The sequence below is a fragment of the Marinobacterium sp. YM272 genome (assembly GCF_050908845.1).
Lineage (GTDB): Bacteria > Pseudomonadota > Gammaproteobacteria > Pseudomonadales > Balneatricaceae > Marinobacterium_D.
In genome coordinates this window covers 1,211,078-1,232,418 of sequence record NZ_CP194171.1, presented here as the reverse complement: position 1 = coordinate 1,232,418, position 21,341 = coordinate 1,211,078, and the positions used below count along the sequence as shown (strand labels likewise).

The window sequence follows — 21,341 nt, the reverse complement described above, 5'->3', positions numbered from 1 at the left end:
ACCCGACTCCTTAGTGGCCCACCGATGCCGCACCTTTCTCGCCGACCAGATCGAAGTCAGCGAAACGGGACAGACGGAAGGGTTCAATCAGTTCATGGGTTTTGTCGTTGGCGACGGTCCAGGCCATGGTCTTGCCGCTGACCGGCGTCGCCTTGAAGCCCCAGGTTCCCCAGCCCGCATCCAGGTAGAAACCGTCGATCGGTGTTTTACCCATGATCGGTGCGAAGTCGGGGGTGAGGTCGGACATACCCGCCCACTGACGCATCACTTTCATGCGGCTCATGAACGGGAAGAGATCGAGCATCTGGTCCGCCAGGCCTTCAACAAAGTTGAAGCTTGAGCGGGTGGAGTGCAGCACCGACGGATCCACCGAGGCGCCCATTACCAGCTCCCCGCGGGAGGACTGACTGACATAGACGTGCAGGCTGCCGGACACGACGATGGTGTCCATAAACGGTTTCACCGGCTCGGATACACAGGCCTGCAGCGGGAAGATCTCGATCGGCGTGCGCAGCCCCAGCATCTCGGTGATGCGCGGGGTGGAGCCGGCGACCATGGAGATCACCTTGTTACAGCTGATCTGACCGCGATCGGTGTCCACGCCCACCACCTTGTCGCCTTTGGTGCGAATGGCGGTGACGCGGGTTTTCTGGTGGATTTCGACGCCACGGTTATAGGCACCGCGAGCGTAGCCCCAGGCCACCGCATCATGACGCGCTACGGAGCCGGGGGCGTGGTACAGCGCACCCATGACAGGTGCGTGTCCGGCGCAGTCCAGATCCATGTAGGGGACGTCCTTGGCGATCTCCTCGCGGCCCACGACTTCACTTTCAATGCCCTGATGCTTGTTCACTTCGGCACGCCAGCGCATGGTGCGCAGCGCACTGTCTGTGTGGGCCAGGGTGTAGTGACCGCGGGTGGAGTAGAAGATATTCAGGTCGAAGTCATCGGCCAGATCTTCGAACAGCTTCACGCTGGTGTCGTAGAACTTAACCCCTTCCGGCGTCAGGTAGTTGGACCGGACGATGGTGGTGTTACGGCCGGTGTTGCCGCCGCCGATATAGCCTTGCTCAAGCACGGCCACGTTAGTGATGCCGTGCTCTTTTGCCAGATAGTAGGCGCAAGCCATACCGTGGCCGCCGCCACCAATGATGACTACGTCGTAGTGCGATTTGAGCGGTTTGCTCTCCGGGAAGAAGCGGGGCTCGTTATGCTCGCTCTGCAACCCGAATTTCAGTAAGCGCCAGGGCATTGCTCGTCTCCAAACGGATAATCAGGCAAAAACTACGGTCTTGTTTCCGTACACAAGGACACGGTCCTCGATGTGGTAACGCAGGCCTCTCGCCAGAACTGCTTTCTCAACATCCTTACCAAGGCGAACCATATCCTTGGTGGTGTTGTGGTGTGTCACACGCTGCACGTCCTGCTCGATGATCGGGCCGCCATCGAGCTCAGAGGTGACGTAGTGGCAGGTGGCGCCGATCTGCTTAACACCGCGCTCTGCAGCCTGGTGATAAGGACGCGCACCGATAAATGAAGGCAGGAAGCTGTGGTGGATGTTGATGATCTTGTTCGGGTAGATCTCACACAGCTCTTCCGGAATGATCTGCATGTACTTGGCCAGCACGATGGCATCCGCATCGGCCGCCGCGATCTGCTCGCGCACCGCCTGGAAGTGCGGTTCCTTGTTGCTCATATCCACAGGCACGTGGATGTAGGGAATGCCATGCCACTCAACATAGGAGCGCAGATCGTCGTGGTTGGAGATAACGCAGGGGATGTCGATATTCAGTTCCCCTGAGCGCCAGCGGTACAGGAGATCTGACAGCGCATGGGCTTCCTTGGAGACCATCAGAACGACGCGCTTTTTAGCCGCAGAGTCGGTGATGTTCCAGGTCATATCAAACTCATCGGCCACCGGTGCGAACTTTTCTTTCAGCTCTTCGAGCTCAAACGGCAGCGAGTCGGAGACCACTTCATAGCGCATAAAGAAGGTGCAGTGTTCCGGGTCAGCGAACTGGTGGGCTTCGCTGATCCAGCCGTTATGGTCAGAGATGAACTGCGTGACCGCAGCAACGATGCCGACCTTGTCGGGGCAGGAAATAGTGAATCGAAAACGCCGGGTATTCTGGGGATCGAGAACCATCTTTCTCACCTTTATTCTCAAGAAGAAAAATAATTTATTTATGAGAAAGCAAACTCTTTGCCAACTTGGCAAAAGTCAGGAAATTTTTTGCGGCGCTCTCGCCAGAGGCCTGAAAACAGTAGGTTTGTGAATATTTATTTCCTTTTAGGAAAATTCAGGCGCGTATCTATTGCGACTTATGGATACTGATCTGCATCAATAAATCGCACCAGCAGGAAGCACTCATGCACCATCTCCAAGCAAAACATACCTAAACGCACCGCCAAGTCGGCTTCTGCACAATCAGGGAGCCAAACCACCCTGCCGCACAGCCCTCCTTATATAGGAATATTTTTTAACTAATGGGAATCGAACCTTTCGCAGGACTGGCGCGACTCTTGCTTTTCCTTTTGGGAATAATATTCCCCTAGCAGGAATCATAGCGATTTTCTGCTTACTCTATATAAGGAGGCACCAATGGCTAATTCCTGGCGTATCGCCGCCCTGGCCGACAAACACCGCGCACTGGGCTCTAACCTGGAAGACTGGAATGGCATGCCCACCGCATGGACCTACAGCAACAGCGGTTACACCCTCGCCGACGAGCATGAGGCTATTCGTACCAAGGCGGGCCTGATGGATGTATCGGGCCTTAAGAAGGTTCACTACGTAGGCCCGCATGCGGAAAGCCTGCTGGAGTGGGCAACCACCCGTGATATTTCCAAGCTGTATCCGGGCAAGGCGGTCTACGCCACCATGCTCAATGAGGGCGGCAAGTTCATCGATGACTGCGTCATCTATCGCATGGGCCCGAACTCTTTCATGGTCGTACACGGTACCGGTGGCGGCTATGAGCGGCTGGTGCAGGCGGCACTTGGCAAGCAGGTCGCCGTACTATTCGATGATGACCTGCACGATCTGTCACTGCAGGGCCCGACTGCCGTGGACTTCCTCGCCGAGCATGTCGAAGGCATCCGTGACCTGCCCTACTTCCATCACACCCACGCACGCCTGTTCGGCTGCCCGGTAACCATCTCTCGTACCGGCTACACCGGCGAGCGCGGTTACGAGATCTTCTGTAAGGCCACCGATGCCGCCACCATCTGGGACGGCATCCTCGAACAGGGCAAGGATTTCGGTATTATCCCCTGCTCATTCACCGCACTGGACTGGCTGCGTACCGAAAGCTACCTGCTGTTCTACCCCTTCGATAACTCGGAGTTCTACCCGTTCGAGAATGAGCCGGCCGGCGATACACTCTGGGAGCTGGGACTGGACTTCACCGTGTCCAAGGACAAGACCGACTTCTGCGGCGCTTTCGAGCACTTCCGCCTGCAGGGCAAAGAGCGCTTCAAGATCTTCGGTGTGCTGCTGGATGGTAAAGAAGCCGCTGCCGAGGGCGATGAACTCTGGGCTAACGGCAAGAAAGTCGGCGTGATCACCTGTGCCATGTACTCCCGCCTGACCGACCGTTCCATGGCGATCGCCCGTATTGAAGTGCCGTACGCGGAGCAGGGTACACCGCTGCAGGTCAAGGGCAGTCTGGAGGTATCGGCCATCGCCCATACCCTGCCGTTTGATGATCCGGAGAAGAAAAAGCGCACAGCCAAGGGCTGATATCGCCGAAAAATAGAGAGAGGGCGTATCGGCGCCCTCTTTTTAATTGAGTTCTAGCCGCAAGAAAAGCTCAGTGCACCGCCGTTTTCGAGAACAGATTGATCACGGCGACGCCCGCGATAATCAGGCAGATGCCCAGTACCGCCGGCAGATCCAGTCGCTGACCGAACGCCAGCCAGGACACCAGCGCCACCAGCACTACCCCCATGCCAGCCCAGATCGCGTAGGCGATACCGACCGGGATAGTCTTCAGCGTCAGCCCAAGCAGATAGATAGCCAGCACATACCCCACCACCACAATCACTGAGGGGATCGGCCGGGTAAAGCTCTCTGTGGATTTGAGCGCCGAGGTCGCTATCACCTCGGAGACGATCGCCGCCGCCAGAAATATCCATTGTTTCATCACCCCATCCCCCAGCAAGCTCGGATCTTTCGCCCCCTCAGGGTGGCGTACCAAGAGACTGGATGCTGACAGTAGCCCGCGAACAAGGCAACCCAGGGGCTGCCCTCTTATCTTCGCATCGCGAAACCTTTATCAGCCTGCCGTTTCCAGCGACTTACTCCAGAGCCTCGAGAGACTTACTCCAGAGCCTCAAGAGACTCGGGCAGAATCTGTCCGCCATCGACCACCAGCGTCTGACCGGTGATGTAGGCGGCCGCCGGTGAGGCAAAGAAGGCCGCCGCCTCGCCAATATCCTCCACACTACCCAGGCGCTTCAGCGGGATGGAGGCCGCCATCTGACTGAGGTAGTCCTCCCCCATGCCTTCCAGCCCTTCGGTGATGATATTGCCCGGCATCACGGCGTTGACGGTAATGCCGTATTTCGCCATCTCGATCGCCGCCGTGCGTACAAAACCGAGCTGCCCGGCCTTGCTGGCACCGTAATGCGACCAGCCCGGATAGCCGGTGACCGGCCCGGTGATCGACGAGGTCACCACGATGCGACCGGCGCTACTTTTCTTAAGGGCTGGAATCGCCGCCTGCACGGTATTGAACATCCCTTTCAGGTTGGTGTTCAGCACCAGATCCCAGTCATCTTCAGTCATGGTTTCAAGATCGGCGGACGGAAAAATGCCGGCATTGGCGCAGAGCACGTCCATCCCGCCAAACGCTGCGGTTACCTTTTCCACAGCGTCTTTAAGCGAGGCACGATCGGTCACGTCAGCGGCAACAGCCATCGCCTCACCGCCAGCGGCAACGATACCGGCCACAGCCTGCTCGGCGGCCTCCATGTGACGCGCCACCACGGCGACTTTGTACCCCTGGGCGGCGAATACCCGGGCGATCCCCAGACCTATGCCCTTGCTGGCACCGGTGACCATGGCGACGCGCTTGCTTGTCTCAGTCATGCTTTATCTCCTGTTAAATCGTTAACAAGTACCTGGCGGAGCTGCTCCAGCAACAGGTCAAGATGTTCGGGTTTAAAACAGAGCGGCGGGCGAATTTTCAGCACATTGCCGTAGAGTCCTGCGGCGCCGATCAGTACCCCGCGGTGACGCAGGGCGTTGATAATGCGGCTGCAGGTCAGTGGGTCCGGCTGCCCCTCTGGCGCAACGATATCCACACCGATAAACAGGCCGGCACCGCGTACCCGCGCCAACTGTGGAAACTCATCGCAGAGTGAGCGCAGCCCCGCCAGCAGTTCATTACCGGTGCTGAGCGCGTTGGCCTGCAGCTGTTCTTCGGCCAGCGTATCCAGCACCGCCTGCGCGGCCGCCACCGCCACCGAGGAGCCACCGAAGGTGTTGAAATAGCCAGTCTGTGCCGAGAGCTCCGCCAGCAGTGCATCCGGCGCCGCGAGTCCCGCCACCGGGTAGCCGTTCCCCATCGGCTTGCCGAAGGTGACGATATCCGGGATCAGACCATGACGGGCAAAGCCCCATAACTCGGAACCGGTACGGCCAAAACCGGGCTGCACCTCATCGGCGATCAGCAGACCGCCGGCGTGTTTAACCCGCGCAACGGCAGGCGCCAGGGCGCCGGCCGGATCGGCGTAGACGCCATCACTGGAGAAAATCGAATCGATCAGCAGCGCGGCGCAGCCGAAGCCACGCGATTCAAGCTTTTCGAGTGCGGCTTCCACCTGCTGGTCGAGAAATGCCGCCGCATCCACAGCCTCTACATTGAGCGGTTCCAGATCGATGCAGGCGACATAGTCGGGTACTCCGCCCTGCTTCAGCGAGGAGGGCGACACCTCGGTCACCGCTGCCGTGTTACCGTGATAGGCGGCTGCGGAGACGATGATGCCCTGGTGCCCGGTATGCAGCCGCGCCAGCCGCAGCGCCAGATCGTTGGCCTCGCTGCCCGTACAGGTCATTACCAGCCGCCCGTTCTCCAGCGGCAGAGTGGCCAGCAGCTGTTCGGCGTAGCGGTGCAGCGCCTCATCCAGGTAGCGCGTGTGCACATTGAGCCTGGAGATCTGCCGCGCCACCGCATCGATCACCCGCGGGTGGCAGTGCCCCAGCACCGGCACATTATTGTAGGCATCCAGATAGCGCCTGCCCCCGGCATCGAACAGCCAGACGCCCTTACCCTCCACCATCTGGATCGGCTCGTCATAGAACAGCATGGAGGTGGGCCCCACCAGATCACGACGCTGGCGAATCAACGAGCTCATCGGACCATCGCTGCCGGCGCGGTCAAAATCGAAGGCGTTCTGATCAAGAATGGAGCGGGTCTCGTTCTTCACAGCTCGCCCTCCAGGTAGCGGCGTGCAAGAGTTGCGGTGCCCGCGGTGTACCCCTCGCCAAACTCTGCGTAGGTACCGCTTTCCGAATGCTGCGCCAGCCAGGCGGTGAGCATGATCCGGCGGATCATGATGAAGGTGGAGAGCATCGTCTCATCCTCTGCCGAGAAATCAGCTTTGGAGCGGTAGCCCTTCACCCAGGCCTGTTGTAGTTCCGGTATCGAGGGATCCAGCTCGTAGAAACTGATGGCGGCGGCAAAATCGTAGGCAAACCAGCTGATGCCGCAGTCATCGAAATCGATCACCGACAGGCGCTCCCCCTCAACCAGCAGGTTAGCCAGGCGCAGATCCGCGTGCACCAGGCCAAAACGCTCAGCTCCGTCACCGTAGGCGGTGATACGTTCGGCGATTTTATCGATGGCAGTGGCGATCAAGCCTTCACTTTCTCCATCGAGCCCCTCCGCGCTGCGCCAGTCGCCCCAGTGTGCGTCGGCAGAGAGCATGGTGTGCAGATTCCACTCTTTGCGCACAAAGCCCTCGGGTCTTGGCCATTGGCGACTGTGCTGGTGCAGCGTCGCAGTGACAGCGCCCAACTGCTCGAACCAGCGCGGCAGGTCCTCACCCACGTTCGGCTCCCTGCCCGGGACAAAGTCGAAGCCCACCACGGCGTAAGACTGGCCATCGACCTGCACCGAGCAGACCCGCCCCGCTTCCCCCTCGACTATGGCCGGTGTATCCACGGCGTTGGATGCACGCAGTGCCTCAATCCACGCCAGCTCCGATTCGATCTCGCCCGGCTGATGGTAGTTGGGGCGATGCAGACGCAGAATCAGGCGCTGACTGTTATCGGCGGACTGCGCCAGGTAGGTGATGTTCTCGGAAACGGTCAGCGGCTTCACACTGGAACCGGGCGGCAGACGCCAGTTGGCGAGAGACTCCTCCAGCCGCTGCCGGATCGCCTCGATCAACGCATCGGTATAGATCATCGAACTTCTGACTCCTGCGACTTCTCACCTTTACTGAACGCCCGGCGACGGCCGGGAACGGTTATTGCTTCAGTTCAGCCTAAAGCAGGCGCACAGGCCTAGGTTATCGAAAACCGGCAAAGAATCAGCAGCGTGATATGACCAGATTTCTATTCACAGAGCAGGGCCAGCACGACGAAGGAAAGCGCGCTGACCGCCCAATAACCGGCCAGGCTGCACCGCTCAGGTGCAGCGTTTTCTCCGATGATCTGAACGAGCAGGCGGATGGCATCAGCGACTGGCAGCAGGAATATGACCAGGTCAGCGCCGGCGCCTTTCACGGTTCCATCGAGGAGTGCCGGATCGGTGCCCTGCAGGTGTTTCGCGAACACACCAGCAAGACCCTGCGGCAGAGCTGTGAGGTCTGGCAGGACGCGATCTGGGTCGGTATTCCGGTGGTAAGGGAGGGGTTTCGTATCAATGGCGAAGCGCCGGAGAGTGCTGATCTTCTCTGGCGTCGCGGCAAGGATGCGTTCGAGCTGATGACCCCTGACAACTCCAATATTCTCAGTATCGCCGTGCATGAACAGTCGCTGCTGCAGCATGCCGAGGCCCAGGGAATAGCGATACAACTGCCGAAGTTTGGCGCCAACCCGAGGATTCAGGTGGATCCACGCCGGATCGATGAAATGGGCTCAGTGATCAACCGGGTGATCTCGGTTAGCGCCGGCAGTATTGAGCGCCATATCCATGAAGATCTGGTGATGCAGGCGCTGCTGAACGTACTTCAGGACGCCAGCATCAACGACCGGCTGACGCCGAGCCATGCCCATCGCAAGGCGGTGGTGGAGCGGGTGCGTGAACACGTACGTGACACCGGCAGCCAGCCGGTCACACTGACGGAGCTTTGCGAAATCGCCTGCGTCAGCCGGCGTACCCTGCAGTACAGTTTCGAGAGTATTCTGGGGATCAATCCGAAGCTTTACCTGCGCACCAACCGGCTGAACCAGGTCAGGCGCCGCCTGAGCGATGGCGCCACCGAATCCGTATCCGATGCGGCCGCCCACTATGGTTTTTACCATCTGAGCCAGTTTGCCACCGACTACAAGCGCCTGTTCGGGGAGTTACCTTCGCAGACGCTTGCAAGACGAGCATAGTAATAACAGCCTCCCCCGGCAGGACGAACATCTTCATTATTTTCAAGGCAGGTTTCGCCTGCTGGCGAGCCAAGGGACTTGTGCGGCTTTCGTTACTAATTAAGTCCCTTAGCAATCCCAAACCGCCCCTGAGGCTGGGTCGGCTATGCCAACTTCCCTGCGCTTCTCGTCTGAAAGAGCGGGAAGGGCTTTCTTTCCAAAAACAGTCGGCTTCGCCTCAGACGGCCCTTCCCTTATTCCTCTTTCAGCCTGCGATGCTCGGCTGCACTGACGGGGATACGCTGGTGCGCTCAGCAGATTACGAGTTAATCGAGCCCTTCTCATTAATACGTCAGGCTTAAATCAACTACGTACCTTGATCCGCTCCGGATCATGGAACGGCAGGCTGACCACCTCGCCGCCAAGGCGCTTCTGGTGACCGTCCAGCTGGCCGACCTCCAGTTTTGTACCCGGCATTGCAAAGTCCGGCTGCAAACGCACCAGCGCTATGGTTTTACCGATCAGCGGTGAGCGGATCGCACTGGTGACGACACCCACCGGAAAGCGGCCGTTAAAGATCTGATCGCCGTGGGCGATGGCGTCTTCCGTATCCAGCACCAGTCCCATCAGCTTTTCCCGGTTTGCCGCCGGCACCCGCTCCAGCGCGGCACGACCGATGAAGTCCTCCTCCTTGGTTTTCAGCGGCACGGTAAAGCCGATACCCGCGGCGTACGGATCTGTCTCGGGGCAGAACTCGTAGCCGGCGAAGATCAGCCCCGCCTCGATGCGCAGCATATCCAGGGCGTCGAAGCCCAGCGGCGCCAGTCCCAGCGGTTGGCCCTTCTCCCAGATCGCGTCCCAGAGGGTTTCGCCATCGCTCGGGTGACACCAGATCTCAAAGCCCAGCTCGCCGGTGTAACCGGTACGGGACACCATCACCGGCGTTCCCTGTGGCCCGCCAAGACGACCAACGGTGAAGTGGAACCAGGCCAGTTCGCTGACCGGAGTGCGGGTTTCCGGCGTCCACACCAGCTCACTGAGCAACTGGCGGCTGAGCGGCCCCTGCAGCGCCAGGTTGTGCAGCTGATCGGTGGATTCCTGGATCCTCGCGCGGAAGCCTTCGCGCTCGGCCAGCTCGCGCAGCCAGGTGCCGGTGTAGGGATCACCGCAGATCCAGCGGAACGCCTGATCGTCCATGCGGAACAGGGTACCGTCATCGATCATGCCGCCGGTTTCATGGCAGATCGCGGAGTAGACCACTGCACCCACTGCCAGCCGGCGCACATTGCGGGTCAGCGCCTTTTGCATCAGCGCTTCGGCATCGGGGCCGGTAACCTCGAACTTGCGCAGCGGCGACAGATCCATCACCGCGACTTTTTCACGGCAGGCCAGGTATTCAGCCCTCGCGCCCCAGCCATCAAACTCGGTGGGCATCCAGTAGCCGCGGTATTCACTGAAGTGGCTTGTCAGCGCGGAGGTGCGGCTGTGAAAGGCGGTTTGCTGCGTCATGCGGGCAGGCTCCTCGGGTTGATTGCGGTAGGCGATGGCACGGGGAAACTCCTCGTCGGCGGCATAGATCCGCACCTGGATATCGGTGGGGCACCAGCCGTTGGCCGGGTCGATATCGTCCGGGCAGGCTGATGACACGCAGAGCAGATCGCGGCTCGCCCGCATCAGCACGTAATCGCCGGGACGCGACCAGGGCTCATCCATACCTATATGTCCACAGGGCTCTGCGGAGGTGTTGAAGAAGTAGTTGATCGCCGGCCAGCCAGAGCGCGGCTTGATGCCGTAAGGCTTGAGCGCCAGGTTGAAGTTGGCGGTGCAGCTGATATGGCCGAAATAGCCGGCATCCTCGTAGTACTTGGGTGTACAGGCGAGCAGGAAACTGTCGTGGCGCCCCACGCTGTCCTGCACCAGCTCCAGCATGGTCTGCATCCGCTGGTCGGCAAAACGGGAATAAAGCCCCGGCTGCGGCAGCGAAACACCGGCCAGGGTGCGGGTGGCGGTGGAGTCCAGGGTGACCTCTTCACCGTTTTTCAGGGCCTCCAGATCAAAGGCGATAAAGTCGGAACACTGCTTGCCCGCTATATCACTGACCTGTATCCACTCCCCGGCTTTGACCTCGTAGGCGCGGGCACTGGAGTGCGGTACGTGCACCTCGCGGATCGGCGCCACCGTCCTGCTGTCACCGGTGTACGGCGTCGGCAGCAGATCAACAGAGGCGGTGCGATAGTGATGCACCAGCGCCAGCTCACCTGGTGCTGTTTGCTGATCCACGGCCATATCCAGCCCCGGCGCCAGCACGATCAACTCCAGCGCTGCGCTGCTTTCCGGCAGTGCCAACTCCAGTGGCAGCCTATCGGCGGCCAGAGCAAAGCCACTTGTCTGTGCGCAATCCTCGACACCGCTCTGCATCAGCAGCGCTTTCAGCCTCTCAGCACTGGGGCGTTGCTGATCCAGTTGAGCCTGAAACAGCACGGCTGGCTGTGCATCCGCCCCCAGCGCCTGCGCGAGGTATTGCTGGCTGAAACCATCCAGCCCGATCAGCTCGCAGCACTGTTGTCCATCTGTACTGGCGATATTGAGTTTTTCACCTGCATTAAGCCGCAGGCGCAGGCCATCCTGCGCCGCTACCCGTAACTGGCGAACCTGGCTCAACCGGCCCCAGCCGGAGGGCGCTGTTTGCAAAGCGGTCATGCCCTGTCCCTCTTCTATTCGAAAGAGTTTGGACCGGTTTCAAGTCGGGCCTCATCCAGGTGCACTCCAGCTCTAAGCGAATCAGACTGGTGCAGCCGGAGAAGGCCCGAAAACCTCGAAAAACCAATCACTGTTAGGAAAAAATCTTTACTTACAATAGATGTGCGTTCAATGCGCCTCTGGAGTTACCCCTTTGGGGGTAAGCGACCGGATTGGCATGTTTGCTGCTGCATCCTGGCAAAGCTAATCGAGACACTGCCCCTATGGAACGACCAGGTAACGAGGTTTATCACCCATCAGCAGGCTTGCTGGGCCGGTTGAGGGACGCTCTGCGTGTGCAGCCGGCTGGGACGTCCAGGCCGGCAACTGCCACCAGCGACCCAGCCCGGTTCGCTGAACTGTCACTGCAGATTGCCGGCTGCGAAAAGCTCGACGCGGAGATCCCCCCCTTGCTGGCACTGCTGGAGCGGAGCCTGAGCCAGTTTCCGGACATGGCATCGACAAGCATCCTGCTCGCGACCGGCCGACAGGGTGAAGAAGCGCAGCTGCATGCTTCACAGCAGGCGGCCCCCGGCATCCACAGTTTTATCCGTTATCAGTTGAGCGGTGTACTGCAGGACCTGAAAGCTAACCGGTCCCTGACTCTGCCACTGCCGGCCTCGACCCAGGTCTTACACTGCACCCGGCTGGATGCCGCCCCCGCCGATGGCTGGCTGATGCTGGCAGGGCCTGTCAACCTGCCCGCGTCGGTCCCGTCCGAGCTCGCACTGATTGGCCGGGCAGTGAGCCGGGGCCTGTCGATTCACACAACCCACCGTCAGCGCCTGGACCAAGCGCTCAGCCGGGAGCGCCGCAACCACGCCGCCGAGTTGCACGACTCTTTGGCCCAGGTTCTGGGCTATCTGCGCCTGGGCGCATCCCGTCTGGATGCCCGCTGCGGCCGTTGCAACCAGCCGGACCTGCAGGCGATTGCCGCAGATCTATCCCAGCAGACACGCCACGCCTACCGTATGCTGCGCGACCTGATCAGCAGCTCACGCCTGACGCTGGAGGGCGGCTCGCTGCACTCTGCGCTGGCCGCTGCTGTCAGCGAGTTCGAGCAGCGCTCTGCCCTGGTGTTTGAGCTGGACGACCGCTGCCCACAAAGAGAACCGGATGAAAAGTGCGCGATCCAGTTGCTGATGATCGTACGGGAAGCGCTGAGCAACGCGGTCCGCCACGCCCACGCCAGCCACCTGCGTATTCAACTACTGCCACTGGAAGAGAAAGGCCTGCACCTTCGGATAGATGATAACGGCGAGGGACTGAACCCGGAGCGCCGCCGTGGCGACAGCTTCGGACTCGGCATCATGCAGGAGCGGGCCGAGCGTATCGGTGCCCGTCTGACCATTGGCGAGAGGCCCGGCGGGGGTACCCGCATAGACCTGGTACTGCCGAAATGATACTGCCGATCTGATATTGGAGAGACCCGATGAGCAACGCTGCCCCCTGGCAACAGACCGAGTCCTCCACCGCCCGCGTGGTGCTGGTGGACGATCACCCCATCTTCCGCCGCGGCGTGGCCGAGCTGCTGAACGAAAGCGGCCGTTTCGAGGTGATCGCCGACTTCAGTTCAGCCATCGCATTGCTGGATGAGATAGACAGCCTGCAACCGGACCTGGCGCTGCTCGACATGCAAATGCCGGGTGAAGACGGTCTCTGGCTGCTGCAGCAGCTCAAAAGTCGATCACCGGAGCTGCGCATCGTTATGCTCACCGCCTCCGATGACAGTGATCACCTGCTGCAGGCGATTCAGTCCGGCGCCGACGGCTACCTGTTAAAAGAGACCGATGCGGAGCTGATTCTGCAGCGGCTCGAGGGCGTTCTGGAAGGCAAGGTCGCGCTGGATGACGAGGCTCTGGTGATGCTGACCCAGCGCCTGCGCGCACCCGAAGCCCCGCTCCAGACCGACAGCACCCTTGATGAAATCACCCTCAGAGAGCGCCAGACCCTGTCGCTGATCGCCTCGGGTATGAGCAACAAGCTGATCGCCAGGGAGCTCGGCATCAGCGACGGCACGGTCAAGGTCTACGTCAAATCACTGCTGCGCAAACTTAACCTGCATTCCCGCCTTGAGCTGGCCGCCTGGGTACACGCCCACCCCGAGGTGGAGCTGGAGAGCGAGCTATGAGCCTGCTGAAGCTGAACTGGGGACGCCGGGAAAAGATGGAGATCGAGCCGGGAGACGTGCTCGACAGCCTGGACGAAGCGGTTTTGGTGATTGACGCACAGGAAACCATCCTGCACGGCAACCGACGCTGGCATCAGCTGACCGGGGATACCACCTGCGAAGGCCAGCCTGTGCATCGCTACCTGCACCCCCGCGATCTGACCCTCTGGCGCGAGCAACTGGATCAGCTGCGCCAGGGTGCTCTGCCAAAGCCCGTCTGGCTCAGGTTGCCTACCGGCAACGACCTGCACTGGTGCGAACTGCGCGCCCAACCCCTCTACCCCGACACTACCTGGCCGGTGAGCCTGACGCTGTGCGATATCACCCCACAGGTCCGCCGCGATCAGCAGCGCGCTGCCAGCCACAGGAGCCTCAGCCAGCTTGTCTCCAACCTGCCGGTGATGCTCTACCGCGCGCGTAACAACCGCAACTGGACCATGGAGTACGTCAGCGACGGCTGCCTGGACGTCACCGGCTACAGCGCCGATGCACTGATCAACCAGCCCCGCCTGAGCTACGGTGCCCTGATTCATCCGGACGATGCCGGCATGGTCTGGGATCAGGTGCAGGAAGCGCTGCACCGCCGGGAAAGTTTCGAGCTGCACTACCGCATTCACCACGCCGATGGCAGCGAACGCCGGGTCGAAGAAAAGGGACAGGGTGTCTACTCCGAATCAGGCACGGTGCTGGGTGTCGAGGGGGTGATCTTCAGCGTGGATAGATCCCGCTGATCCTCGCTGATCATCGCTCCTCTTCACACCCGCCCTTTCGTACCAGCCCTTCTTACCCCCACGCCCATCTAGCTCCACCCACAATCCTCTCAACCGTCACAGGCGTTACAGGCGTTACAGGCGTACCTATGAGGTTCTAAAGCCTCGTTTACCAGCCCCGAAACCGCCTCCCCACCTTGCACCAATAAAGACCAAATACCATGTATACAAAGCTAAAACAGCGCACCACCATGGACCAAAAAGCTTATTGAATTTCTAATTCATTGTTTTTCATGGATTTTTAAAAGTGGCATTCATATTGCTTTTGTATACAAGAAACAGCCTGACAACTTTCGACCTGTCGATACAAGGAACGAGATAGATGAATAAGCCGCTCAAAACCCTGATCAGCGCCATGACCCTGGCCATCTCCGCCACCGCCCTGCAGGCCCAGGCCGCCAGCGTGATCAAACTGCATCACGACATGACCGAAGACAGCGCCCAGCATGAAGGCGCCGAGCGTCTGAAGCAGTTGATCGAGGAGCGCTCCAACGGCGAATACGAAGTCAACATCTATCCAAACAACGCTCTTGGGGACGATGTTCAGGTGGCGCAGCAGATGCAGTTTGGTGCCGTCGAGGCGGCTCCTATCCCCACCGCCAAGCTCAGCGGCTTCAACAAGAACCTGCAGCTGATCGATATGCCGTTCCTGTTCCCGTCCCGCGAAGCCGCCTATGAACTGCTGGACGGTCCGATCGGTGACGAAGTTCTCTCCGGTCTGCGCAAGGCGGGTTTTGAGCCGGCCATGTTCTGGGAAAGCGGCTTCAAGCAGCTTACCTGCAACCACGCGGTGAACTCACCGGCCGACCTGGATGGCCGCAAGGTACGTGTCATGGAAAGCCCGCTGCTGATCTCCCAGTACAAGGCGCTGGGTTCCAACCCGGTACCGATCGCCTTCAGCGAAACCTATACCGCGCTGCAGCAGGGTGTGGTCGAGTGCCAGGAGAACCCGCTGGTTTCCATCTCGCAGATGAAGTTCTACGAAGTGCAGGATGACCTGATGCTCTCCAACCACGGCTACCTGGCCACCGCCTTTATCTTCAGCAAAACCTGGTTCGATCAGCAGAGTCCGGAAAATCAGCAGATGCTGAAAGCCGCCGTGCGTGAGGCCGGTGAGTACCAGCGCGAGCGCTCTATCGCCCGCGAGCAGGCGTACCTGGACGGCATCGAAGCCGCCGGCGGTACCGAGATCGTCAGCCTGAGCCCAGAGCAGCTGCAGAAATTCAGCCAGGCGATGACCCCGGTGTATGACGAGTTCGCCGGCAAGCTGGACGACAACCTGCTTGAGCGTACCCAGCAAGCCCTCGCCGCCCAGTAAGCCGATCAAAACGCCCCGGGGCTCTTTTCAGGGCCCCGGGCTGGAGACTCTTTATGTGGAACAGTTTCAGTCGTCTGCTGGCGTGGATCGAGAACGGCACCGTCGGTGTGTTGATCATCTTTGCCGCCACCATGCTCTGCGTTCAGATCGGCGCCCGCGCCCTGTTTAACTACTCGTTTAGCTGGGCCGAAGAGAGCGTGCGCTACTCGATTATCTGGATGGTGTTTATCGCCGGCAGCATCGCCTTCCGCCAGAACGCCCATATCCGGATCGATGTGCTCAAGCAGATCGCCCCTGAGAACATGCAGAAGCCGCTGCAGATTCTGATCACCCTGACCTGCATGGCACTGTGCGCGATGCTGGCCTGGCACGGTTATCACCTGACCCGCCAGATCATGATGTTCGGGCAGAGCTCACCGGCCATGGAAGCACCGATGTACCTGTTCTACATCTCTATTCCGCTCAGTTCGGCGCTGATGCTGATCCGGCTGTCGGAAACCCTGGTGCGCCTGCTGCGCAACCAGTCCCTCGAATACAGCAATACCCCGGCAGGTGCTTAACATGGGTTCAGGATTTCTTTTTCTTACCTCCGGCCTGCTAGCCGCCGGACTACCGATTTTCGTCGCGCTGACGCTGGCCGTATTTATCGGCTTGAGTGTCGCCGGCACCACCCCGCCGATGCTGATCGTGCAGCGCATGTTCTCCGGCCTCGACAGCTTTCCGCTGATGGCGATCCCGCTGTTCATTCTGGCCGGCAACCTGATGAGCACCAGCGGCCTCTCCAACCGTATCCTCAAGGTGGCGCAGATGCTGGTGGGCCCGTTCCGCGGCGGCCTGGCGATGACCACCGTGACCGGCTCCATGTTCTTCGGTGCCATCTCCGGCTCCAGCCCCGCCACCGTGGTTTCGGTGGGTCGGCTGATCCTGCCGTCAATGCTGAAAGAGGGTTACGACCAGAAGTTCTCCGTGGGCCTGCTGATGGCCACCGGCGCCGTGGGCATCATCATCCCGCCGAGCATCTTTATGATCGTCTACGGCGCCATGGCCGGCGTGTCGATCGGCGCCCTGTTTATGGCGGGCATCGGTGCGGGCCTGGTATACGGCCTGGTGTTCCTCGGTTACTGCTACTACCGCGCCTGCAAGTCGGGCATGGAGTCACGCCCCTTCCCGTCCCGCCAGGAGCTGTTCAGCGCCCTGCGTGAAGCTTCCTGGGGACTGGCGATTCCGGTGCTGATTCTGGGCGGTATCTACGGCGGTATTTTCACCCCCACCGAAGCCGCTGCCGTGGCCGTAATCTATGCCACCGTCGTCGGCATGTTTATCTACCGCGAGCTCAGCGTTGAAGATCTCTGGCGTGTCTGTGTCGACAGCGCCGTGGTCACCACCCAGGTGATGATTATCGTGGCTTCCGCCGCGGCCTTCTCCTGGTACCTGACCACCTCCGGCCTGACCCAACAGCTGGCCAGCGGCCTGCTCTCCCTGAGCGATAACCCGGTGGTCCTGCTGCTTCTGATCAATGTGGTGGTGCTGATCGCCGGTATGTTCCTGGACCCCAACTCCATCGTCATCATCCTGGTGCCGCTGGTGATCAAGGTGGCTGAAATAGCAGGCGTGGATCTGGTGCACCTGGGGGTGATCCTCTGCGTCAACTGCGCCATCGGCATGTTCACCCCGCCCTTCGGCATGAACCTGTTTGTGGCCAGCAGCCTCGGCGGCGTCACCTATGGCCAGGCGGTAAAGGGCGCCCTGCCACTGGTATGGCTCGCGCTGATCGTACTCTTCGTTATCAACGCCGTGCCGGAGATCAGCCTCTGGCTGCCACGCACCGTCATGTCCGGTATCTCCGGCTAACAGGATAGGGAAAGCCCCATGCAACTGACGACAGGTTTTATCGAGAACGACCCGGTGGAGCGCCTGCCCAGCGGCAGCGGTCCGCTGGATGGACTGGTCTTCGCCAGCAAGGATATCTTCGAGCTCAAGGGACATATCACAAGCCTCGGCCAACCGCAGTGGCGCGCGACCCACGCTCCCGCCACCACCGATGCCCCGGTGATTACCAGCCTGTTGGATGCCGGTGCTCACCTGATCGGCAAGACCCATACCGACGAGCTTTGCTACAGCATCGCCGGGCAGAACAGCCATAACGGCACGCCGCCGAACCCGGCCCTGCCGGGCGCCATTCCAGGCGGCTCTTCGAGCGGCTCGGTATCGGTGACCGCCGCGGGCCTGGTGGATTTCGCCATCGGCAGCGATACCGGCGGTTCGGTGCGGATTCCCGCCAGCTACTGCGGCGTCTATGGCATCCGACCGACCCATGGCGCAGTGTCCACCGAGGCTGCCGCGCCGCTGGCACCCCGTTTCGATACCCTGGGCTGGTTTGCCCGCGATATCGAAACGCTCGGCAAGGTCGGCAAGGTGCTGCTGCCGGAGGATACCCAGGCGTTCAGTTTTTCGCGGGTACGCGGCATTGCAGATGTGCACTCAAACGTAGAGCCGATACTGCTCACCCAGCTGCAGGAGCTGCTCGACGCCAACACGCAGCTAACCCAGATCGATGCGCTAACCCTCGGTGAGCTGGACCGATTCCCCTCGCTGTTCCGCGTAGTGCAGGGCTATGAGGCCTGGCAGGCCTATGGTGAGTGGATCGAGGCAACCCGCCCCAACTTCGGTCCCGGGATCCGCGAGCGTTTTGAGGCCGCCTCAAAGATCACCGCTGATGAATACGCAACCGCACTGGCCGCCGCCAACGCTCTGCGCGACCAGGTGCGTGCACGTTTCGATAGCAGCACCCTCTGGTGTATGCCGACGGCACCGAGCCATGCGCCTGCCATCGATGCATCCCCCGAAGAGGTGGATGCGATCCGCAGCCGCACCATGCGCATGAACGCCATCGCCGGTATCGCAGGTCTGCCGCAGATCAGCCTGCCGCTGCTGCATGACGGCACAGGTCCCGTGGGCCTTTCACTGATCGGTCCTGCCGGCAGCGACAGAGCGCTGCTGAATCTGGCTGCCGAGCTGGATGCCGACTGGAATAACCACAAATAAAAGGAGAGTATTAGTGAGGCTCGATGACACCAGCGTACTGGAAGAGGTGAAAGCCGCTTTCGCCGAGTACGAACAGGCCCTGATCAGCAACGATGTCGTAACGCTGGACAAGCTGTTCTGGAACGATCCGCGGGTGGTACGCTACGGCGCCACCGAGAACCTGTACGGCTATGACCAGATCGCCGAGTTTCGTAAACAGCGCCCGAGCAAGGGGCTCTATCGTGAACTGCACAACACGGTGATCACTGCCCACGGCCCGGATATGGCCACCGCCTGGACCGAGTTTACCCGCCCGGGCTCGGCACGGATCGGGCGCCAGAGCCAGGTCTGGGCCAGGCGCCCGGAGGGCTGGCGCATTGTCGCCGCCCATGTATCACTGATGGATCCGGCCACCTGATTCGCTCAGGCTGACGGGAAGAAAACGCGCTTGAGACTATTTATGTCCAGGCAACGCTAGCATCAAGGCACCGCTATGACTGAGCAAACAACGCAAGACCTGCCGCTGGCGGCTCGCATCCGCAGCGCCCTGTCGGACGATATTCTTTCCGGACGTATCGAGGCTGGCACCCGTCTCGATGAGGTGGCCCTGGCCGATCAGTTCGAGGTGTCGCGCACGCCGGTACGAGAGGCGTTGAAGCAGCTGATTGCTACTGGCCTGGTGGAACACCGCCACCGCCGCGGGGTATTCGTCACCGAGATCACGTCAGACCGGTTGGCGGAGATGTTTGAATATGCCGCCGAGATGGAAGCACTTTGCGCACGCATGGCGTCCATCAACATGAAGCAGGCCGAGCGCGAAGCCCTGCTGGCGATCCATCTGGACAGCCACACCCATGTGCTCAACGGCAATGTGGACGCCTACGAGGCCGCTAATATCAAGCTGCACGAGGCACTGTTTGAAGGTGCCCACAACCACTTTCTTGCCGAAGCGGTGTTGCTGGCACGGGCCAAGGTGACCCCCTATCGCCGCGCCCAGTTCCGCGTGGAGGATCGCCTGCAGACCTCGTTCACCGAGCATGGCGAGATCGTCAAGGCGGTGCTCAAGGGACAGTCGGAACTGGCTGCACAGCTGTTGCGTGAGCATGTGGGCCGCTCTCACCGTACATCACTGCAATACATGGAGCGTGACTAGCCTCTGCTGCTCACGCCCCTTTCTATTCTGTCACCCCGTTTTGCCAGGCTTTCGCGGCTATTTAATTCCGGCTGTTCCGCTATTGGCTGTTTTTCCTTGGACTCGCCTCTACCGACTACCCCTCCGATTACCCCTTTTTACCTACCCCCACCGGGGAATTACCACCAGCCTCGCTAACGCTTAACTTGGGTCTTACACACACGTTTCGTGCAGCTTTCTTTTCTAACCTGCATACGTACAGGAGAGACACATGAACAAACGCGTAGCTATTATCGGCGCCGGTCCCAGCGGTCTGGCGCAGCTTAGAGCCTTCCAGTCTGCCCAGGCCAAAGGTGCTGATATTCCGGAGCTGGTCTGTTTCGAAAAACAGAGCGACTGGGGTGGTATGTGGAACTACACCTGGCGCACCGGACTGGACGAAAACGGCGAACCGGTTCATGGCAGCATGTACCGCTACCTTTGGTCCAACGGACCGAAAGAGTGTCTGGAGTTCGCTGACTACACCTTTGAGGAACACTTCGGCAAGCAGATAGCCTCTTACCCTCCTCGCGAAGTGCTCTGGGATTACATTAAAGGTCGCGTCGATAAAGCCGGCGTACGCAAGTACATCCGCTTCAACACCCCGGTCCGCAACATCAGCTACGACGCGGACACCAAACTGTTCACCGTCGCCGTACACGATCACAACACCGACACCAGCTACAGCGAAACCTTTGACCATGTGGTCTGCGCCAGCGGTCACTTCTCTACACCGAAGGTGCCTGAATTCCCTGGCTTCACCCACTTCGGCGGCCGTATTCTCCACGCCCATGACTTCCGCGACGCACTTGAATTCAAGGACAAGGATATCCTGATCGTCGGCGCCAGCTACTCCGCCGAAGATGTTGGCTCCCAGTGTTACAAATATGGCGCCCGCTCCATCACCAGCTGTTACCGCAGCGCGCCGATGGGCTTCAAATGGCCTGACAACTGGGAAGAGAAACCCAACCTGACCCACGTCGATGTAGAGAACGCCTACTTCGCCGATGGCAGCAGCAAAAAGATCGACGCGATCATCCTCTGCACCGGTTACCTGCATCACTTCCCCTTCCTCGACGACGAACTTGCCCTGAAGACCAATAACCGTCTCTGGCCGCTGAACCTCTACAAGGGTGTTGTCTGGGAAGATAATCCGCAGTTCTTCTACGTCGGCATGCAGGACCAGTGGTACTCTTTCAACATGTTTGATGCCCAGGCCTGGTACGTGCGTGACATTATCCTGGGTCGCATCCCGCTGCCATCCAGGGAAGAGATGACTGCCGACAGCCTGAAATGGCGCGAAGAGGAACTGACGCTGGAAACAGCAAAAGAGATGTACGAGTTCCAGGGTTCTTACATCCTGCATCTGATCGAGCAGACCGATTACCCGACCTTCGATATCGACGGCGTGAACCGCACCTTCCTGGAGTGGAAGAACCACAAGAAGGAAAACATCATGACCTTCCGTGACCACTCCTACGCTTCGCTGATGACCGGCACCATGGCTCCGCCGCACCACACCCCCTGGCTGGAAGCACTGGACGATTCCATGGAAGCCTACCTGGGCGAGCCTGAAACCAAAGCCCAGAAGGCCAGCTAAAGGCAATTCAGAGGAGAAT

At 60.1% G+C, this 21,341-nt stretch carries 19 protein-coding genes; 12 read left to right on the top strand and 7 right to left on the bottom strand.

Going from position 1 to position 21,341, the window contains the following annotated elements:
• Window positions 1-10: 10 nt before the first annotated feature.
• The gene (locus ACQUQP_RS05790; protein ID WP_432697857.1) at window positions 11-1,252 is read right to left on the bottom strand and encodes an FAD-dependent oxidoreductase; all 1,242 of its coding nucleotides are present in this window, start codon (window positions 1,250-1,252) and stop codon (window positions 11-13) included.
• A 21-nt stretch (window positions 1,253-1,273) separates the two neighbouring features.
• Window positions 1,274-2,146, bottom strand: a complete 873-nt coding sequence (gene purU, locus ACQUQP_RS05785; RefSeq protein WP_432697856.1) for a formyltetrahydrofolate deformylase — start codon at window positions 2,144-2,146, stop codon at window positions 1,274-1,276.
• A 456-nt stretch (window positions 2,147-2,602) separates the two neighbouring features.
• Between purU and ACQUQP_RS05780 the strand changes: the two genes are divergently transcribed.
• The gene (locus ACQUQP_RS05780) at window positions 2,603-3,742 is read left to right on the top strand and encodes an aminomethyltransferase family protein (protein ID WP_432697855.1); all 1,140 of its coding nucleotides are present in this window, start codon (window positions 2,603-2,605) and stop codon (window positions 3,740-3,742) included.
• A gap of 70 nt (window positions 3,743-3,812) precedes the next feature.
• Here ACQUQP_RS05780 and ACQUQP_RS05775 read toward each other — a convergent pair whose 3' ends face one another.
• The 4 genes from ACQUQP_RS05775 to ACQUQP_RS05760 all read right to left on the bottom strand — a co-directional run bounded on the left by ACQUQP_RS05775 (window position 3,813) and on the right by ACQUQP_RS05760 (window position 7,415).
• Complete coding sequence (locus ACQUQP_RS05775; protein WP_432697854.1) at window positions 3,813-4,145, bottom strand: DMT family transporter; 333 nt, start codon at window positions 4,143-4,145, stop codon at window positions 3,813-3,815.
• A gap of 176 nt (window positions 4,146-4,321) precedes the next feature.
• Window positions 4,322-5,092, bottom strand: coding sequence for a 3-oxoacyl-ACP reductase FabG (gene fabG, locus ACQUQP_RS05770; protein ID WP_432697853.1), 771 nt, complete (start codon window positions 5,090-5,092; stop codon window positions 4,322-4,324).
• Window positions 5,089-6,432: an aspartate aminotransferase family protein gene (locus ACQUQP_RS05765; protein ID WP_432697852.1), complete on the bottom strand. Its 1,344-nt coding sequence runs from the start codon at window positions 6,430-6,432 to the stop codon at window positions 5,089-5,091. The genes fabG and ACQUQP_RS05765 overlap by 4 nt, the downstream gene beginning before the upstream one ends.
• Entirely contained in the window at window positions 6,429-7,415 is a 987-nt protein-coding gene (locus ACQUQP_RS05760; RefSeq protein WP_432697851.1) for a phosphotransferase enzyme family protein, read from the bottom strand. The genes ACQUQP_RS05765 and ACQUQP_RS05760 overlap by 4 nt, the downstream gene beginning before the upstream one ends.
• Window positions 7,416-7,552: 137 nt before the next feature.
• Between ACQUQP_RS05760 and ACQUQP_RS05755 the strand changes: the two genes are divergently transcribed.
• Window positions 7,553-8,551, top strand: a complete 999-nt coding sequence (locus tag ACQUQP_RS05755) for a helix-turn-helix domain-containing protein (RefSeq protein ID WP_432697850.1) — start codon at window positions 7,553-7,555, stop codon at window positions 8,549-8,551.
• Window positions 8,552-8,893: 342 nt separating this feature from the next.
• On the opposite strand, the gene ACQUQP_RS05750 is transcribed toward ACQUQP_RS05755, so the two are convergent.
• Window positions 8,894-11,230: a DUF1989 domain-containing protein gene (locus ACQUQP_RS05750; RefSeq protein WP_432697849.1), complete on the bottom strand. Its 2,337-nt coding sequence runs from the start codon at window positions 11,228-11,230 to the stop codon at window positions 8,894-8,896.
• A 263-nt stretch (window positions 11,231-11,493) separates the two neighbouring features.
• On the opposite strand from ACQUQP_RS05750, the gene ACQUQP_RS05745 reads away from it, so the two are divergent.
• The 10 genes from ACQUQP_RS05745 to ACQUQP_RS05700 all read left to right on the top strand — a co-directional run bounded on the left by ACQUQP_RS05745 (window position 11,494) and on the right by ACQUQP_RS05700 (window position 21,322).
• A complete protein-coding gene (locus tag ACQUQP_RS05745; RefSeq protein WP_432697848.1) occupies window positions 11,494-12,672 on the top strand; it encodes a sensor histidine kinase in 1,179 nt (392 codons plus the stop codon).
• Between the two features lie 29 nt (window positions 12,673-12,701).
• Window positions 12,702-13,400 (top strand): response regulator, encoded by a 699-nt coding sequence (locus ACQUQP_RS05740; protein ID WP_432697847.1) that lies wholly within the window; start codon window positions 12,702-12,704, stop codon window positions 13,398-13,400.
• The gene (locus tag ACQUQP_RS05735; RefSeq protein WP_432697846.1) at window positions 13,397-14,170 is read left to right on the top strand and encodes a PAS domain-containing protein; all 774 of its coding nucleotides are present in this window, start codon (window positions 13,397-13,399) and stop codon (window positions 14,168-14,170) included. The genes ACQUQP_RS05740 and ACQUQP_RS05735 overlap by 4 nt, the downstream gene beginning before the upstream one ends.
• A gap of 361 nt (window positions 14,171-14,531) precedes the next feature.
• Window positions 14,532-15,527 carry a TRAP transporter substrate-binding protein gene (locus ACQUQP_RS05730; protein WP_432697845.1) on the top strand — a complete coding sequence of 332 codons (996 nt, stop codon included), beginning with the start codon at window positions 14,532-14,534 and terminating at the stop codon, window positions 15,525-15,527.
• Window positions 15,528-15,580: 53 nt separating this feature from the next.
• On the top strand, window positions 15,581-16,087 hold the full coding sequence (locus tag ACQUQP_RS05725; RefSeq protein WP_432697844.1) for a TRAP transporter small permease: 507 nt from the start codon (window positions 15,581-15,583) through the stop codon (window positions 16,085-16,087).
• 1 nt (window position 16,088) lies between these two features.
• The gene (locus ACQUQP_RS05720; RefSeq protein WP_432697843.1) at window positions 16,089-17,378 is read left to right on the top strand and encodes a TRAP transporter large permease; all 1,290 of its coding nucleotides are present in this window, start codon (window positions 16,089-16,091) and stop codon (window positions 17,376-17,378) included.
• 18 nt (window positions 17,379-17,396) lie between these two features.
• Window positions 17,397-18,572, top strand: coding sequence for an amidase (locus tag ACQUQP_RS05715; RefSeq protein WP_432697842.1), 1,176 nt, complete (start codon window positions 17,397-17,399; stop codon window positions 18,570-18,572).
• Window positions 18,573-18,585: 13 nt separating this feature from the next.
• Entirely contained in the window at window positions 18,586-18,969 is a 384-nt protein-coding gene (gene hpxZ / locus ACQUQP_RS05710) for an oxalurate catabolism protein HpxZ (protein WP_432697841.1), read from the top strand.
• Window positions 18,970-19,044: 75 nt separating this feature from the next.
• The gene (locus ACQUQP_RS05705; RefSeq protein ID WP_432697840.1) at window positions 19,045-19,704 is read left to right on the top strand and encodes a GntR family transcriptional regulator; all 660 of its coding nucleotides are present in this window, start codon (window positions 19,045-19,047) and stop codon (window positions 19,702-19,704) included.
• Between the two features lie 250 nt (window positions 19,705-19,954).
• Window positions 19,955-21,322 (top strand): NAD(P)-binding domain-containing protein, encoded by a 1,368-nt coding sequence (locus ACQUQP_RS05700; protein WP_432697839.1) that lies wholly within the window; start codon window positions 19,955-19,957, stop codon window positions 21,320-21,322.
• Window positions 21,323-21,341: the final 19 nt, after the last annotated feature.

Bases quoted from the DNA above. Each gene is read 5' to 3' on its own strand.
- ACQUQP_RS05725 (WP_432697844.1), top strand. From the start codon at position 15,581: ATGTGGAACAGTTTCAGTCGTCTGCTGGCGTGGATCGAGAACGGCACC.
- ACQUQP_RS05720 (WP_432697843.1), top strand. From the start codon at position 16,089: ATGGGTTCAGGATTTCTTTTTCTTACCTCCGGCCTGCTAGCCGCCGGA.
- ACQUQP_RS05730 (WP_432697845.1), top strand. From the start codon at position 14,532: ATGAATAAGCCGCTCAAAACCCTGATCAGCGCCATGACCCTGGCCATC.
- ACQUQP_RS05790 (WP_432697857.1), bottom strand. From the start codon at position 1,252: ATGCCCTGGCGCTTACTGAAATTCGGGTTGCAGAGCGAGCATAACGAG.
- ACQUQP_RS05755 (WP_432697850.1), top strand. From the start codon at position 7,553: ATGACCAGATTTCTATTCACAGAGCAGGGCCAGCACGACGAAGGAAAG.
- fabG (WP_432697853.1), bottom strand. From the start codon at position 5,092: ATGACTGAGACAAGCAAGCGCGTCGCCATGGTCACCGGTGCCAGCAAG.
- ACQUQP_RS05780 (WP_432697855.1), top strand. From the start codon at position 2,603: ATGGCTAATTCCTGGCGTATCGCCGCCCTGGCCGACAAACACCGCGCA.
- ACQUQP_RS05715 (WP_432697842.1), top strand. From the start codon at position 17,397: ATGCAACTGACGACAGGTTTTATCGAGAACGACCCGGTGGAGCGCCTG.
- purU (WP_432697856.1), bottom strand. From the start codon at position 2,146: ATGGTTCTCGATCCCCAGAATACCCGGCGTTTTCGATTCACTATTTCC.
- ACQUQP_RS05760 (WP_432697851.1), bottom strand. From the start codon at position 7,415: ATGATCTATACCGATGCGTTGATCGAGGCGATCCGGCAGCGGCTGGAG.
- ACQUQP_RS05745 (WP_432697848.1), top strand. From the start codon at position 11,494: ATGGAACGACCAGGTAACGAGGTTTATCACCCATCAGCAGGCTTGCTG.
- ACQUQP_RS05740 (WP_432697847.1), top strand. From the start codon at position 12,702: ATGAGCAACGCTGCCCCCTGGCAACAGACCGAGTCCTCCACCGCCCGC.
- ACQUQP_RS05750 (WP_432697849.1), bottom strand. From the start codon at position 11,230: ATGACCGCTTTGCAAACAGCGCCCTCCGGCTGGGGCCGGTTGAGCCAG.
- ACQUQP_RS05735 (WP_432697846.1), top strand. From the start codon at position 13,397: ATGAGCCTGCTGAAGCTGAACTGGGGACGCCGGGAAAAGATGGAGATC.
- ACQUQP_RS05700 (WP_432697839.1), top strand. From the start codon at position 19,955: ATGAACAAACGCGTAGCTATTATCGGCGCCGGTCCCAGCGGTCTGGCG.
- ACQUQP_RS05705 (WP_432697840.1), top strand. From the start codon at position 19,045: ATGACTGAGCAAACAACGCAAGACCTGCCGCTGGCGGCTCGCATCCGC.
- ACQUQP_RS05775 (WP_432697854.1), bottom strand. From the start codon at position 4,145: ATGAAACAATGGATATTTCTGGCGGCGGCGATCGTCTCCGAGGTGATA.